Origin of the sequence: Bacillus sp. 41-22, from assembly GCF_025809295.1 — a bacterium.
Classification (GTDB): Bacteria; Bacillota; Bacilli; order Bacillales; family Bacillaceae_G; genus Bacillus_A; species Bacillus_A mycoides.
In genome coordinates, this window is sequence record NZ_CP084035.1 from 3540051 (window position 1) to 3556619 (window position 16569).

The 16569-nt window shown below is 35.0% G+C and carries 17 protein-coding genes; 3 read left to right on the forward strand and 14 right to left on the reverse strand.

Annotation, left to right across the window (positions count from 1 at the left end):
* Window positions 1-11: 11 nt before the first annotated feature.
* The 6 genes from pfkB to gabP form a co-directional block, all read right to left on the reverse strand.
* On the reverse strand, window positions 12-923 hold the full coding sequence (gene pfkB, locus LCF45_RS17995; protein ID WP_263893088.1) for a 1-phosphofructokinase: 912 nt from the start codon (window positions 921-923) through the stop codon (window positions 12-14).
* The gene (locus LCF45_RS18000; RefSeq protein WP_002128628.1) at window positions 920-1672 is read right to left on the reverse strand and encodes a DeoR/GlpR family DNA-binding transcription regulator; all 753 of its coding nucleotides are present in this window, start codon (window positions 1670-1672) and stop codon (window positions 920-922) included. Before LCF45_RS18000 ends, pfkB begins: the two co-directional genes overlap by 4 nt.
* Before the next feature lie 157 nt (window positions 1673-1829).
* Window positions 1830-2993: an iron-containing alcohol dehydrogenase gene (locus tag LCF45_RS18005; RefSeq protein ID WP_002128630.1), complete on the reverse strand. Its 1164-nt coding sequence runs from the start codon at window positions 2991-2993 to the stop codon at window positions 1830-1832.
* Between the two features lie 119 nt (window positions 2994-3112).
* Window positions 3113-3655, reverse strand: coding sequence for a DUF420 domain-containing protein (locus LCF45_RS18010; RefSeq protein ID WP_000228316.1), 543 nt, complete (start codon window positions 3653-3655; stop codon window positions 3113-3115).
* A gap of 316 nt (window positions 3656-3971) precedes the next feature.
* Window positions 3972-4310, reverse strand: a complete 339-nt coding sequence (locus LCF45_RS18015; RefSeq protein ID WP_078175321.1) for a hypothetical protein — start codon at window positions 4308-4310, stop codon at window positions 3972-3974.
* Between the two features lie 133 nt (window positions 4311-4443).
* Window positions 4444-5838, reverse strand: coding sequence for a GABA permease (gene gabP, locus LCF45_RS18020; RefSeq protein ID WP_000360102.1), 1395 nt, complete (start codon window positions 5836-5838; stop codon window positions 4444-4446).
* 270 nt (window positions 5839-6108) lie between these two features.
* Between gabP and LCF45_RS18025 the strand changes: the two genes are divergently transcribed.
* Window positions 6109-7191, forward strand: a complete 1083-nt coding sequence (locus tag LCF45_RS18025; protein ID WP_263893089.1) for a chitinase — start codon at window positions 6109-6111, stop codon at window positions 7189-7191.
* Between the two features lie 54 nt (window positions 7192-7245).
* Here LCF45_RS18025 and LCF45_RS18030 read toward each other — a convergent pair whose 3' ends face one another.
* Both LCF45_RS18030 and LCF45_RS18035 read right to left on the reverse strand, forming a co-directional pair.
* Window positions 7246-8457 (reverse strand): M20 metallopeptidase family protein, encoded by a 1212-nt coding sequence (locus LCF45_RS18030; RefSeq protein WP_263893090.1) that lies wholly within the window; start codon window positions 8455-8457, stop codon window positions 7246-7248.
* A 124-nt stretch (window positions 8458-8581) separates the two neighbouring features.
* Window positions 8582-9475, reverse strand: a complete 894-nt coding sequence (locus LCF45_RS18035) for a metallophosphoesterase (RefSeq protein ID WP_078203091.1) — start codon at window positions 9473-9475, stop codon at window positions 8582-8584.
* A gap of 196 nt (window positions 9476-9671) precedes the next feature.
* Between LCF45_RS18035 and LCF45_RS18040 the strand changes: the two genes are divergently transcribed.
* Together LCF45_RS18040 and LCF45_RS18045 are read left to right on the forward strand one after the other, a co-directional pair.
* On the forward strand, window positions 9672-10487 hold the full coding sequence (locus LCF45_RS18040) for a formate/nitrite transporter family protein (protein ID WP_002014675.1): 816 nt from the start codon (window positions 9672-9674) through the stop codon (window positions 10485-10487).
* Window positions 10488-10628: 141 nt separating this feature from the next.
* Window positions 10629-10901: an HU family DNA-binding protein gene (locus LCF45_RS18045; protein ID WP_002033657.1), complete on the forward strand. Its 273-nt coding sequence runs from the start codon at window positions 10629-10631 to the stop codon at window positions 10899-10901.
* Window positions 10902-10920: 19 nt separating this feature from the next.
* Here the strand turns inward: LCF45_RS18045 and LCF45_RS18050 are convergent, their stop codons facing one another.
* The 6 genes from LCF45_RS18050 to LCF45_RS18075 all read right to left on the reverse strand — a co-directional run bounded on the left by LCF45_RS18050 (window position 10921) and on the right by LCF45_RS18075 (window position 16555).
* Window positions 10921-11400, reverse strand: coding sequence for a GNAT family N-acetyltransferase (locus LCF45_RS18050; protein ID WP_002128639.1), 480 nt, complete (start codon window positions 11398-11400; stop codon window positions 10921-10923).
* A 218-nt stretch (window positions 11401-11618) separates the two neighbouring features.
* The gene (locus LCF45_RS18055; RefSeq protein ID WP_002128640.1) at window positions 11619-14039 is read right to left on the reverse strand and encodes a heavy metal translocating P-type ATPase; all 2421 of its coding nucleotides are present in this window, start codon (window positions 14037-14039) and stop codon (window positions 11619-11621) included.
* Window positions 14040-14133: 94 nt separating this feature from the next.
* A complete protein-coding gene (gene copZ, locus LCF45_RS18060) occupies window positions 14134-14340 on the reverse strand; it encodes a copper chaperone CopZ (RefSeq protein WP_002033654.1) in 207 nt (68 codons plus the stop codon).
* Window positions 14341-14535: 195 nt separating this feature from the next.
* Window positions 14536-14838, reverse strand: a complete 303-nt coding sequence (locus LCF45_RS18065; RefSeq protein WP_002014668.1) for a metal-sensing transcriptional repressor — start codon at window positions 14836-14838, stop codon at window positions 14536-14538.
* Between the two features lie 292 nt (window positions 14839-15130).
* Complete coding sequence (locus LCF45_RS18070) at window positions 15131-15358, reverse strand: hypothetical protein (protein ID WP_000849103.1); 228 nt, start codon at window positions 15356-15358, stop codon at window positions 15131-15133.
* Window positions 15359-15619: 261 nt separating this feature from the next.
* Window positions 15620-16555, reverse strand: coding sequence for a cation diffusion facilitator family transporter (locus LCF45_RS18075; protein WP_002167777.1), 936 nt, complete (start codon window positions 16553-16555; stop codon window positions 15620-15622).
* Window positions 16556-16569: the final 14 nt, after the last annotated feature.

The following is a 16569-nucleotide window of genomic DNA, read 5'->3' on the forward strand; positions in this document are numbered from 1 at the left end:
GTTACTTCCCCCTATCGCTTAGTTACAATTACTTGCGACAATAATTCTTCTACTTTTTCTTTTTCACATAAATCAGCTGAAAATGCTGTTGCACTCCCTGTTGCAACGCCATATTGAAATGCCTTTTCAATATCTTTTTTCTGTTCATATTTACCTACAAATCCTGCAACGAGAGAATCTCCGGCCCCAACCGAATTAATTACAACACCTTTTGGAACAGTTGCTTCATATATACCTTGTGCCGTAAATAATAAAGCCCCATCTCCAGCCATTGATACGATAACATGCTCTACACCTTGTTCAACTAATTTTCTTCCAAACGGTAAAACATCTTCTACTGTTGAAATCTCTACTCCGAATAACTCACCAAGTTCATGATGATTAGGCTTTATTAAAAATGGTTTATTTTTAATTACATGCTGCAGCGCACTTCCACTTGCATCGACTACTACGCGAATACCTTTCTCAGCTCCGAGCGCTGCGATTGATTCATAAAAAGTAGTTGAGATAGACGCCGGTACACTTCCAGCTAGTACAACACAATCTCCCTGCCTCATACTTTTGATTTGTTTCATTAATTGTTCAAATTGTTCATTTGTCACATTAGGACCTTGCCCATTTAATTCTGTCTCTTCTTGCCCTTTTATTTTCACATTAATTCGGGAATCACCGTCTACTTGGACGAAGTTTGTTGTTACACCTTCCGCCTGTAATACATCTTTAATAAATCGACCGGTAAATCCACCAGTAAATCCAAGCGCTACATTTTCAACACCTAAACGATGAAGAACACGAGAAACGTTAATGCCTTTCCCTCCAGGAAATTTCATATCTTTCTCTGCTCGATTTACTGCGCCTAAATCGAAGGAATTAACTTGTACTACATAATCAATAGATGGGTTTAAAGTAACTGTATAGATCATTGTTTATCAGCCTCAATTACATTGGTTTGTCTTTTATATTTTTCTAAATCAATTTCTAAATGGTTTGTAATAATATTCGCTTCTTCAACATTAGCAATTTTCGCAAATGCAACTTCTGAGAACTTACTTTCATCAATTAAGAAATATCCTTCGTTCGCAAATGTTAATGCCATTTGTTTTAAAAGTGCCTCTTCTGGATCTGGAGTTGTAAAACCAAGCTGTTCATGTACACCATTTGCTCCTAAGAAACATTTATCAAAACGGTACTTTTGCATACTTTCCTGTGCCATAGCACCAATTAAAGCTTTCGTCCTACTCTTCATCATCCCGCCTAGTAAATACGCACGAATATTATTTTCAACTAAAGCTTCAATATGCATAAGTCCATTCGTTACGACAGTAACATCTTTGTTTATTAAAAATGGGATCATTTCAAATGTTGTACTTCCTGCATCTAAATAAACGCAATCCCCTTGTTCAACAATACTAGCCGCATACTTGGCAATTTGTTGTTTTATTTGAATGTTTTTGGATGATTTTTCAATCATCGTTGGCTCCTGTCCTTTTCCTGTTAAAACAGAGGCACCACCATGAACTCTTTTTAATAACCTTTGTTTTTCTAATTGTGCTAAATCACGACGAATTGTCGATTCAGAGCTTTCTGTTCTTTCAACTAATTGTTGTAATTTAACAACCTTCTGCTCTTTTACAAGTTGCAATATCATTTGATGACGTTCAGGAGTTAACATTTTATTCACCTCTTCTTTGATTACAGTATAATGAAAACGATCACAAAAATCAACCATAAACAATCAAAAATAATCACTATCAATCAAAATCGGTTATAAACAAAAAAAAGAAACCTATTTGATACAACAATCAAATAGGTTTCTTCTCTCGCTTCACTTATAAAGAAGCTTTATAAATTGCAAGAACATCATCTTTATTTAATTTTTTAAAGTTACCGAATTCACCATAAGCCATCGCTTTATCCGCCATTAAGTCAATTTCACTTTCTCTAATAGCGTAATCAGCTAATGTTACTGGAGCTTCAATTGAAGTCCAAAATTGACGTAACGCCTCAATTCCCTCTAATGCAACCTCTTTATCTGTCTTCCCATCTGTTTCTACATCGAATACACGAATAGCGAACTGTTTAAAGCGACTCACATTTTCATCTATAACATGCTTCATCCAATTTGGGAATAGAATCGCGAGTCCGCCCCCATGCGGTATGTCATGAACAGCAGAAACTGCATGCTCAATATTATGAGTTGCCCAATCTCCTTTTACTCCCATCGCTAAAATGCCGTTTAACGCCATAGTACCGCAATATAAAATTGTTTCCCTATGCTCATAATTTTCTAGATCACTTAAAAGCTTAGGAGCTGTTTCAATTACTGTTCTTAAAACAGATTCACAATAACGATCTTGTAATTCTGTATTCATGCCGTGATGGAAATATTGCTCTAATACGTGCGACATAATATCGACCATACCATAAATCGTTTGATCTCTCGGCACAGACGAAGTATGTAGTGGATCTAAAATTGAAAACTGAGGGAATGTAACTGGACTGCCCCAGCCGTACTTTTCATTCGTTTCCCAGTTTGTAATTACAGATCCTGCATTCATTTCAGAACCTGTTGCCGCAAGAGTGAGTACAGTACCGAACGGTAACGCCTCGCTAGCAAATGATTTTTTCGTTACAATATCCCATACATCTCCATCATATTTACTACCAGCAGCAATCGCCTTCGTACAGTCGATTACACTTCCTCCGCCAACCGCTAAAATAAATTCGACTCCATTGTCTTTACAAATTTGAATCCCTTTCTTTACTGTTGATAAACGAGGATTCGGTTCAACTCCTGTCAACTCAAATACTTCCGCATTTATATCCTTTAAAATAGAAATCACATTATCATAAATACCATTTCTTTTAATGCTGCCTCCTCCATACACGAGAAGAACTTTTTTACCGAACTGTGGAATTTCCGTTTTTAACTGCTCTAACTGTCCTTTACCAAAAATAAGTTTTGTCGGATTACGAAATACAAAATTTTGCATATATCTTTACCATCCCTTCTATATAAAAAGCAACTATACTTTTGTATACCACAATTTTTTCATTTCACAAAAATATTTGCCTAATAAAAAAAATCCCAGCCTACAGGCTGAGATTTTTTTTATTGATAATAAGGTGAGATCATTAAGTAAACAATAACACCAGATAAACTTACATATAACCAAATCGGCATCGTCCAACGTACAATTTTACGGTGACGTGTTAATTGATTCGTAAAACCAAACACAAGTGCAAACAATGCAAGCGGTACAATAATTGCTGCAAGGATAATATGTGTAATTAAAATGATGAAATACACATATTTAATGAATCCTTCTCCGCCAAAATGTGTTGCTGGCGCCAAGTAATGATACGATAAATAAGAAACACAAAATAGCAACGTCGTTGTAAATGCTGCTAGGATGAAACCACGGTGCATTTTCACATTCTTCTTAATAATAGAGTATAAAGCTGCTAATAAGAATACGAACGTAAAGCTATTAAAAATTGCATTTAACATTGGTAAAATTGTTACATCAAAATGTACTTCTCCTTCATAGCCAACAGGTCCAAAGAACAAAAATAAAATAATCGCATTTACAATTACAGAAAGCGTTATCACAATAGGAGCATAGCTTTTCTGATTCGTTGATTGATCCACCAAAATGGTCACTCCTCTTCCTTCAAATATGTATACGTAACCTCACTATTTTAACATATTATTCACAGTGTAAATGTGACAATAGTTTGACACAGTAAGACAGGGCAAAGAAAAAACCCTTCTTAACAATACTTCTTAAGAAGGATTTTATCGCTTTATTATTCAAATAGCAATGCGATTAGTTTTTGTTAAAAAACGTACTGCTATACGCTTGATATATTTCAGACACTTGATATCCCATTAATGAAATTGCTGTTAATGAAAAGAAACCAATCATAAGAAATCGAAACCACATATAAATCTCCTCCTTGTATTTAGCTTAAAAAGCAGTCGCTATATTACAAGTTGAGTGGCACTCTTCATCGTCACTTTCCTTTTTCTTTACAATTGCTGTTATAAATCGAATCATAAAGAAAATCACAAAAGGAAATTGTTCGTAATTTACCTTGGCATAGTTTGGCAACGGCTCGCGCTGCACATCGAACGGAGATGAGAAGGAATAGAACATACCTTGCTCTTCCATATATACAATTACAATTTTCATACAAAACATTATTCCTAGAAATGAAACAATATCTTGCCATTCTGTCGTATATAAAAAGTTATACAGCTCTAATACGTACTCTTCCATCGTCATCCCCCCTTCCTTTTTTACCATTTTGCTCGCCTTCATATAAAAAGTCAAGAAAAAAGTTTATATTCACTATGACAATAGTAATTACTTGTTTCTATGATTATATATGATTCTTTTATAGCAATGATTGGGTGTAACTCTCTTCTAAAACAAGAAATTAGAATCGAACAGATTCCTCATTCTTACTTTTAGGATTCAACAATGTACTATTTTTATTTCTATTAAAAATAAAATAAGAAATTATTATAAGAACAGTAACAAGCATTGTTAAAAGCGCTTGTGAACGTAAAGATTCAATTGCGAGCATGGCAACTAAAACTGCTATAATTGCAGCAATTGTAACATATGTTACATATGGAAAAAGCCACATTTTCACTTTCAAATTTTGTTGTTCCGCTTTCCCCATTTTTTTACGTATCTTGAAATGTGAAACTGCTATAACGAGATAAACGAGTAACGCAATCCCGCCAGATGCATTCACTAGAAATAAAAATACTTTATCTGGAGATATGTAACTAAAAACAACTCCAATGTAAGCAAAGAAAGTTCCAAATAAAACCGCCCGAACTGGAACACCACTACTATTCAATTTCAAAAATGCCTTTGGCGCATCTCCTCTTTCTGCCATTGAAAAAAGCATTCTTGAGTTCGTATATAAACCCGAATTTAAACAAGAAAGTACAGCTGTTAAAACGATAAAATTCATAATTTGCGCTGCCGCTGGTATCCCTATATGTTCCAGTACCGCCACAAATGGGCTTTTTAGTATGTTCGCCGAATTCCACGGAAGGAGTGTAACAACTACAGCGATCGATCCAATGAAAAATACGAGAATACGCCAAATTACACTATTTGTTGCTGTTTTGACTGCCTTTACAGGTTCGGCAGACTCTCCAGCGGCCACTGCAACAATCTCAGATCCCATAAATGAAAATATAACGACGGTGATTCCAAGTAACACCGAACTTATACCATTTGGCATAAATCCTCCTTGACCTACCAAATTCGAAGTGCCAGGTGCTTCCGTTCCTGGTACAAATCCTAAAATAACAGCTAGTCCAAGACAAAGGAACAAAACAATACTTATTACTTTAATAAATGAAAACCAATATTCAAATTCTCCAAATGATTTCACCGAGAAAACATTCGTCAACGTTAATAAAATCGTTAATATTAAGCTTAATAACCAGAGTGGGATTTCTGGAATCCAGTATTGAATAATACCAGCACCTGCTGTAGCTTCTATTGCAATAACAATTACCCAGAAAAACCAATATAGCCACCCAATTGTATAACCTGCCCATGGACCAATTGCCTCTCTTGCATATGTTGCAAATGAACCACTTGTCGGATTAATAGCTGCCATTTCTCCTAGCATTCTCATAACGAAAATAACTAGAAGTCCTGCTAATGCATATGAAACGATAGAACCTGGACCTGCTGAATGCACAACCGCACCACTTCCAACAAACAAACCAGCTCCTATTACGCCACCAATGGAAATCATTGTAATGTGGCGTATTTTGAGGTCTTTCTTAAGATTTTTATCCAACTCTTGTACATCCCCTTCCAAACTTAATTTTGAAATTTACGTAAGAGTATTATGTGAAAAATCTTATCCTATACTTTAAAATATATCAAAATATTCTGAATTTAACAATCGTAATTCGACCTCCTTCAAAAATTATTTCATTAGGTTTAATAATTTCCCATACACAATTGTTGAGAAAATTATAGTCACCTTACAAGAGAATGAATTTTCAGATACCATTAAATAAACAAGATTATACATCTAGACAACTTTTTGTATAGGAGTGTTGATATGTTAAACAAGTTCAAATTCATTTGTTGTACTTTAGTAATTTTCTTACTGCTACCGCTAGCTCCCTTTCAAGCACAAGCAGCAAACAATTTTGGATCAAAATTACTCGTTGGATACTGGCATAACTTTGATAACGGTACTGGCATTATTAAATTAAGAGACGTTTCACCAAAATGGGATGTACTCAATGTATCTTTCGGTGAAACTGGTGGTGATCGTTCCACTGTTGAATTTTCCCCTGTGTATGGTACAGATGCAGAATTCAAATCTGATATTTCCTATTTAAAAAGTAAAGGAAAAAAAGTAGTTCTTTCAATAGGTGGACAAAATGGGGTCGTTTTACTTCCTGACAATGCTGCTAAACAACGTTTTATTAATTCCATACAATCTCTAATCGATAAATACGGTTTTGATGGAATAGATATTGACCTTGAATCAGGTATTTACTTAAACGGTAATGACACTAATTTTAAAAACCCAACAACTCCTCAAATCGTGAATCTTATCTCAGCAATTCGAACGATTTCAGACCATTACGGTCCAGATTTCCTATTAAGCATGGCTCCTGAAACAGCTTATGTTCAAGGCGGCTATAGCGCATATGGAAGCATCTGGGGTGCATATTTACCTATTATTTACGGAGTGAAAGACAAACTAACATACATTCACGTTCAACACTACAACGCTGGTAGCGGGATTGGAATGGACGGTAATAACTACAATCAAGGTACTGCAGACTACGAAGTCGCTATGGCAGATATGCTCTTACATGGTTTTCCTGTAGGTGGTAATGCAAATAACATTTTCCCGCCTCTTCGTTCGGATCAAGTCATGATTGGACTTCCTGCAGCACCAGCGGCCGCTCCAAGTGGCGGATATATTTCTCCAACTGAAATGAAAAAAGCTTTAGATTATATCATTAAAGGAATTCCTTTCGGAGGAAAGTATAAACTTTCAAGTCAGAGTGGCTATCCTGCATTCCGTGGCCTAATGTCTTGGTCTATTAATTGGGATGCAAAAAACAACTTTGAATTCTCTAATAACTATAGAACATATTTTGATAGTCTTTCCTTGCAAAAATAATAAAAAACAACAATAGGTTTTATATGACCTATTGTTGTTTTTTATTTATGTAAATTACTTTTTCACTTCTACATGATGAAGAAATCCTTTTCCATCTCTTGAATAACTATTCACAAGACTTAAAAGCAACTTCCCACCAACCAACATCGCACGTTCATCAAAATCGAATTGAGGATGATGGTGTGGATATGTTGCCCCTATTTCTTCATTACCGGCACCTGTGAAGAAAAATGCTCCTGGAACATGTTCTAAGTAGTATGCAAAATCTTCTCCGCCCATAATAGGTGGTACTTCCATGACCCTTTCTTTGCCAAGATCGTGTTCCGCAACCGTCATAAAATGACGTGTTTCAGCTACATGATTTATTAATATTGGATAGCCTCGTTTATATTGAATATTAACTTCAGCATGAAGGGACTGACAAATCCCCTCAACAACTCGTCTAAATTCCTTCTCCATATATTCTCTCACTTCAGGATCTAACGTTCGAATGGTTCCTGTAAACGTAGCAGTATCCGCAATAATATTATCGGCTTGCCCGGCATGGAATGTACCAACTGTTAAAACTGCTGATTGAAGTGGATCGACTTTTCTACTCACTAAAAGTTGCAACTGATTAATAACTTGTGTTGCAACGATAATAGCATCTACAGTATGATGTGGCATACCGCCGTGACCGCCTCGCCCTTGAATCTTCACTTCAAAAGTATCAGCTGCCGCCATCATTGCTCCAGCTTTTGTTCCAACAATTCCTAAAGGCATCTGAGAAGATAAATGTGTACCAAAAACAACATCTACTCCTTCTAAACAACCATCCTCAATCATGGCAATTGCTCCGCCAGGCTCTTTCTCTTCTGCATGTTGATGAATAAGGACTATTTTTCCTGAAAGTTGGTCTCTGTTATCACTTAATATTTTTGCAACTCCTAAAAGTGTTGCTGTATGTCCATCATGGCCACAAGCGTGCATTACACCAGGAACCTTTGATTTATATGAAACTTTCTTTTCATCTTGAATAGGTAGTGCATCAAAATCAGCACGTAGCGCCATCGTCTTCCCAGGTATTCCACCTTCAATTACGCCGATTACCCCTCTTCCCCCGACATCTGTTTTCACATCAATATGAAAACTTTTTAAAATTTCAGCTATTTTTTTCGGTGTTTCTATTTCTTGAAACGATAGCTCTGGGTATTGATGAAAATCTCTTCGCCACAAAACCATTTGATTATATAAACTTTCCAATTCTTTATGCCATGTTTCTATCATAGAAATTCCCCTTTCTTTTTAACAGTTTAAATAAAAAATACATAATATTCTGTATTTAATCAATAAAAAAAGAGAACTTTCTTTAAAAGTACTCTTAATTCTTCAAAATATTAAACGTTCTACTTCAGTCACTACTTTGCTTCAATACAAATAGTGAAAGTTCCGGTACACTCAAAAATCTAACAGGCATTCGGGTTGTCCCAATACCACGATTTACGTATAAATGTAACAGCTTACTCTTCCCTTCTAATTCATACATACCTTCAACATGACTCTCAGCTAGTTTTGTAGTAATTAAAGGACCTACAAAAGGAATTTGAACTTGTCCTCCGTGACTATGTCCTGACATTTGAAAATCGACTGGATAACGAGATACTTTATCTACAACATCCGGCTCATGTATTAATAGCATATTGAAATCTTGTTGTCTTAAGTTTTTTAAAGTCGAGTCTATTTGTGGCTTCCCTAATAAAAAATCATCCAAACCTGATATTGTAATATACTTGCCGTTTTCCGCTTTAATTTTCTGCACTTCATTTACTAACACAGAAAAACCAGCTTCCTCCATATACTTTTTGTAAAATAAACTACCGCCCCCACCTCTATCATGATTCCCAAACACAGCATATTTTCCTAGGGGAGCTTTAATTTTCTGCAAAATAACCTTTGCTTCTTCTCTTTCCGCACTATAGGATCCAAACCTATCTATTAAATCTCCTGTAAAAACTACTATATCTGGATGTAATTCATTCATCTTCTCCACCAAATTTTCTAGTTGTTTCAATGTAAAATCTGGTCCTAAATGTACATCTGAGAACTGCAATATTTTTTTATTATTAAACTCTTTAGGAATTGTAGGAGCTTCTATTTCATTCCACGTAACTGTTACTAGTCTTCTTTCTATTTCAGTCGCATAGAAATACAAACTTACTGGTATCATTAATATACTTATGAAACTAATAATAAATATCTTTACGATTGATTTTTTTCGTTCTTTTTTTACATGATGCGTATTCATGTTTTCACCTCTAAAATCACTTTAAATCCTTATTGTTACATTAATGTGACAACATGAACAATGTTCGTTATATCCAATTTCATCCCCATTCACTTTGACAAATTTATACAGAAGTCATATCATATTTTTATCATACATAGATTCTTTAAAATGTTCCTTCTATTCATTCTATCATTTTATTGAGGAGAGATTATTCATGTCTGTATTTACACCAGAAGAAATTACGGAACTTGCTGCTAATTCTGGAAGAAAAAAAGCTCATTTATCATTGCTCCCTATGCTAATTCTCGGTTTTTTTGGTGGTGCTTTCATAGCATTAGGATATTTACTTGATATCCATGTTATCGGAACAATGCCAAAATCTTGGGGATCATTTACTAGCTTTTTAGGTGCTGCCGTATTCCCTATCGGTCTTATACTCGTTATCCTTGCAGGCGGTGAATTAGTAACTGGCAACATGATGACCGTTTCAATGGCATGGCTTCACAAAAAAATCGACTTATTTCACTTCATACGAAATTTAGTTATTGTTACGTTTAGCAACTTCATAGGTGCTATATTCGTCGCTTATTTTTTTGGTCATATCGTCGGCTTAACGGAGGGAGCTTTTTTAGCAAAAACAGTTTCTATTGCACAAGCTAAACTACAAGATACACCACTGCAAGCCTTCATTTCTGCAATCGGGTGTAATTGGCTCGTTTGTTTAGCTGTTTGGCTCAGTATGGGAAGTAAAGAATTTATCGGAAAGATTGTCGGTATTTGGTTCCCTGTTATGACTTTTGTTGCGATTGGATTTCAACACGTTGTAGCCAATATGTTTGTCATCCCAGCTGCAATTTTTTCTGGTCATTTAACTTGGGTTGAATATTTTCCAAACTTCATTTTTGTTTTCTTCGGAAACTTAGTAGGGGGTATGTTATTTGTAGCATTACCTTATTTCATATCTTATAATAAGAAACTACCTTCCAATAAAGAGCAAACTGCATTAAAGAAAAAATCTGTATCCGCTTAAATTGAATGTCTATAAATTGGTCCTAAAAAATATTACAAATTTCATTTTTTTTGCGAATATATGTACGTACACTTGTTCTCGAATGTTTTATACGTTATAATAACAACTTAAATAGCATTATTTACATATGAGGTGAAAAACATGAATAAGACAGAATTAATTAAAAACGTAGCACAAAACGCTGAGATTTCTCAAAAAGAAGCTACTGTAGTTTTACAAACTGTAGTAGAATCAATCACTAACTCTTTAGCTGCTGGCGAAAAAGTACAACTTATCGGATTCGGTACATTCGAAGTTCGTGAAAGAGCTGCTCGTACAGGCCGTAACCCACAAACGGGTGAAGAAATGCAAATCGCAGCTTCTAAAGTACCTGCTTTTAAAGCTGGTAAAGAACTAAAAGAAGCTGTAAAATAATGAAAAATAGCCTTCTCATTTATGAGAAGGCTATTTTTTTCATGACATAATTAATAAAAATCTGACCATTATGCTGCTTATTTTGTTCCTTTATGCAAATAAAACCTTTGCTTTCAAAGAAAGGTTTTGCTGTAATACTCGCCTCTGTATATATATCCCTATGCTGCAAGTTCACTGCTTCTTTTTCTAACTTCTGTAGTATGTATGATGCTATCCTTTGTCCTTGATAATCTTTATGCGTAAATAAGCGATCTACGTAATGATCATCATTATAATCCCCAAATCCCACTATCACACCTTTATAATCAGCAACGTAACAAATATTCTTTTCTAAAGACTGTAGCCATCTCTCTCTATCTAGTCGCTCTGGGGCCCACGCCTGTAGCTGTAACTCGTTATAATCTTTTGCATTCACCGTATGAACCGTTTCATAGAACAATTGTAATACTTGCTCTAAATCCTCTTTCTGGAATGTTCTAATTTTAATATCTTTAAACATATGTAAAACTCCTTATCAAACTAACTCTTTTATTTCGGTTATCCGGATAATTATTTCGTGTTTATTTTCGAAGCAGTTTCTTCCACTATATATGATTCTACTTCTGCTCTTTCTATATTATATCGACTTTTCCTTCTAAACGAACAATAAACAATACTTATACAAAGTATTGTTTATTGTAAAAAAGCATATTAAATTCGCTTTATAGCTGAAAGTGTTTAAGATTTCAATTTAACTCTTTGTAATCTTAATGCATTTAATACGACTGATACAGAGCTAAATGCCATTGCTGCACCTGCAACCCAAGGTGCTAAGAAACCGAGCGCCGCAATTGGAATTCCTAGGCCGTTATAAGCTAACGCCCAGAATAGATTTTGCTTAATATTTCTAATCGTCATTTTACTCATAAAAATTGCATCAGCAATACTATTTAAATCACCACGGATTAACGTAATATCTGCCGCTTCCATCGCTACATCCGTTCCGGTTCCAATTGCCATACCGATATCCGCCGTAGCCAGTGCAGGAGCATCATTTATTCCATCTCCAACCATTGCTACTTTCTTACCTTGCGCTTGCAGTTTTTTCACTTCTTCTGCTTTTCCTTCTGGTAATACTTCTGCAATTACGTGATCAATACCAACTTGCTTAGCGATTGCCTGAGCAGTTTGTGTATTATCTCCTGTAATCATAACAACGTCTAGACCCATTTTCTTAAGTCTTGCGATAGCTGCTTTTGAAGTATCTTTTACAGTATCCGCAACAGCCACTATACCAGCATATTCTTTATTAATCGCAATAAGCATTGCTGTTTTTCCTTCTCGTTCTAGCGCTTCCATCGATTTAGAAACTTCTTCAATATCAATATCGAATTTCTTCATTAATCGACGTGTACCAATTAATAATTGTTTCCCTTCTACAACTGATTCGATGCCGAATCCAGGAATCGCTTCAAATGTTTCTGAACTTGGGATAACAATTTTCTTTTCTTTAATTCCTTCTACAATCGCTTCTGCAAGTGGGTGTTCAGAATTTTTTTCTGCCGCACCTACTAAACGTAGTATTTCTTCTTCATGGAATCCATCTGCTACAATTACATCTGTTAACACCGGCTTCCCATTTGTCACAGTACCTGTTTTATCTAGAATAACTGTATCTAATCGGTGGGTTGCTTCTAAATGCTCCCCGCCTTTAAATAAAATGCCATACTCAGCCGATCTTCCTGATCCAGCCATAATAGATGTAGGTGTCGCAAGACCTAATGCACACGGACAAGCGATAACAAGTACTGCTATCATTTTCTCAAGTGCTCCGCCAAAATCACCAGGTGTAACAAATAGCATCCACACTGCAAATGTGATAATAGCAATTACAACTACAACTGGTACGAAAATACCAGAAATTTGATCAGCTACCCTTTGAATAGGAGCTTTTGAACCTTGAGCCTCTTCTACTACTTTAATAATTTGAGCTAATGCAGTATCTCTTCCTACCTTAGTTGCTTTAACTTTTAAAAATCCATTTTTATTCATTGTAGAGCCAATTACTACATCCCCAATTGTTTTATCAACTGGAATACTCTCGCCTGTTAACATCGATTCATCTATCGCTGATTTTCCTTCTACAATTTCTCCATCTACTGGGATTTTTTCACCAGGTTTAACATAGACAACATCACCAGCTACCACTTCTTCGATTAAAATTTTCATCTCTGTTCCATCTCGCACAACTGTGGCAGTTTTCGCTTGTAGTCCCATCAACTTTTTAATAGCTTCTGATGAACGCCCTTTTGCTCTCGCCTCAAATAATTTACCTAAAATAATTAAAGTAATAAGTACCGCACTCGTTTCAAAATATAAATCTGTCATATGTTCTGAAGAACCAATCGACCTAATACTTAAATACACACTATAGAAATAAGCTGCGGACGTTCCAAGTGCCACAAGAACATCCATGTTTGCACTTTTATTGCGTAGCGCTTTATAAGCACCAATATAAAACTGGCCTCCAATGATAAACTGAACCGGAGTTGCAAGAGCTAGCTGCACCCAAGGGTTCATAAGCACATCAGGTAAATAAATAAACGATGTAAATGAGAAGTGGCTCACCATTGCCCACAATAACGGGAATGATAAAATAAACGAAATGATAAATTTCTTCTTTTGTCGTTCAATTTCTTGTAAGCGATGATCAGTTGATCCATCTTGCTCATCTGATTTCACTTCCAATTTATATCCTAATTTCGTGATTGCACTCTTCATTTCATTTACATTAATTTCATCAGGATTAAAATCTACTGTAGCTGATTCCAAAGCGAAATTTACTGTCGCTCCGTTCACACCTTCTAACTTATTTAAACGCTTTTCTACTCTATTCGCACATGCTGCGCATGTCATCCCTGAAACAGTAAACTCAGCTTTATCACTTACAATTCCATATCCTAGCGACTCAACTTTTTCCTTAAATTGTTGTGGATTTGTTTTATGGGGATCATACATTATTTTTGTTTTTTCAAGTGCAAAATTTACATTTGCATCATGAACACCTTCTACTTTTTTCAGGCCTTTTTCAATTCTATTTGCACAGGCTGCACATGTCATGCCTGATATTTGGAGATTGGCCTCTTTTTGTTCATTCATGTCTCTCACCTCTATATACCCTTATAAGGTATAATTTTTAGCAAAATAAATCGTACTCCATATAAAGTACGATTTATTTCTATATTAAAAATTATTATTGAATTTCATAGCCTTGATCTTCAATTACAGCAACGATATCTTTTAACGTTACAACTGATGAGTCGATAGTAACTTCAACAGTTCCTTCTGCTAATTGAACTTTTACTTGTTCAACGCCGTTTAGTTCTTTCACATTACTTTCAATAGAATTTACACAATGCCCACAAGACATACCCTCAACTTTTAATGTTAACTGTTCCATTTAAAATCCTCCTCTTGTTTATTCATTGTTTATTAATCACAACTACATCTTACCATACCCCCCTAAGGTAATCAATGGTTTTGTATCATGATTTTTATTTTTTTCTAAAATCTTTATTTTTTTGCTCCAATTATGAATTTATATATCTTCTCCTATATAAACAAAAGCCAAGCTAGTCAAATACTAGCTTGGCTTTTATGCTTTTGAAAAACGTTCAAATACTGTCATTAATTCTTCAATTGCTTCGTCACCATTACCATTTTTAATAGCTCCTGAAACACAATGACTCGTATGATTTTTTAAGACACCCATTCCTACTTTTTTCATCGCTGCATTAATCGCAGAAATTTGAACTAAAATATCCACGCAATAACGATCATTTTCAATCATATTTTGAATACCACGGACTTGGCCTTCAATTCTCTTTAATCTATTTATAATTTGTTCTTTTTCTTTTTCTGATCTATGTGTTACTGATTCATGGTCCTTATGATCCATATTATCACCTTCTTAAAGTTTCTCTTCATCCAATAAAACAATTGCTTTTATGAGTATACCAATTATATCATCAAATATCTATGTAGGATACCCCATATGAGTATATTTTCGCTTTATGATTATTCTTAACACATCATTAGCTTCTCAGTCTCAATTAATATGATACCCTTTCTTTTTTTCAAAAAAACAATAATAAGCAGGGATTGTCCATCCCCGCTTATTATTCATCCACAAATATAAAAGTCTCAATTTTCACACGTGTAAATTGAGACTTTTTTCTTCCTATATATAATTATTGCTGGTCACATACTTTTGTATCATTCACTACTGAAGTTCCTTCAACGGTTACCGTATGAAAACAGTCATTTACACGAACTGTCACAACATTATCTTGCCGATCAATGATATGATATTCATTAAAATTTTTATTCAGAGCACTGCGAATTTGTTCTCCTTCATAAATTGGAATGCCATGTGATAAAACCCAAATAAGCCCAGCGATAGCAAGAATAGTTTTCATACGATCTACCTCCTTGAGAATATAGTGAACTTTAAATCCGCGCTTTTTCAGCTTTACTAATCATAAATTGAATTAACCAAGCCCTTTTGGAAGTAAGTTCATTTCGTCTATTTTATGTTTATGCTAATTGTGACGGAATTGTGACAACTTTTTGTCTCTTTAGACGAAAAGTTGAAACAAAACGTTCAAAAAGGACAATTCTACTTACGTGAACAAAAAGGCTATGGAGAATTTCCTCCATAGCCTTTTTGTTCAATTTTATTAAATGACCATTTCACTATGCTTAATCTTAAGCGTTTCAATTTGAATTGTAGCGTGTTCAATATGGAACTCCTGTTTTAACATAGTAATAATATTTTGAAGCACTTCTTGATCGTCCTGTTTTTTATCGATCATTACATGGACACTTAATGCATCTAATCCTGATGTAATTGTCCAAATGTGGAGATCGTGTATATCACGTACACCCTCTACTTCTTTAATAGCTTGCTTAACTTGTTCTATCTCAATTGAAACAGGTGTACCCTCCATAAGTATATGAATGGAATGTTTTGTTACTCCCCATGCACTCTTTAAAATTAATAGCGCTACAATTACTGAGATAATTGGATCTGCAATATACCATGAAAATAAAGACATAAGTGCACCAGCTACTAACGCACCAACTGAACCTAAAGCATCTCCAAGAACATGTAAATATGCGCTACGTAAATTGACGTTATTTTTCACATCACCTTGTCTCATAAGAGCCCCTGCACTAATTAAATTCGCTAGTAAACCAATTGATGCGATTAACATCATTGGACCACTCGCTACAGTTGGTGGTTCAAAAAACCTTCCGATTGCTTCCCACACGATAAGTCCCGCCACAACAAATAAGGTAATTCCATTAATTAATGCAGCTAAAATTTCAAAACGATAATATCCATACGTTTTTGTAGAAGTAACTGTTCTAGCTGCTAATCCAATGGCAATTAAACTTAATAATAACGAACTTGTATCACTTAACATATGTCCTGAATCAGATAATAAGGCTAAACTATTTGTAACTAGTCCTCCAAAAAATTCAAGAAACATAATAATTGCCGTAATTACTAATGCCGTAATTAAACCTTTCTTATTCCCTTCTCTACTCTCTTCAAAATGATGATGTCCGTGGGAATGCCCATGATGTTGGTGACCGTGATGATGTCCCATATAAATTCCTCCTT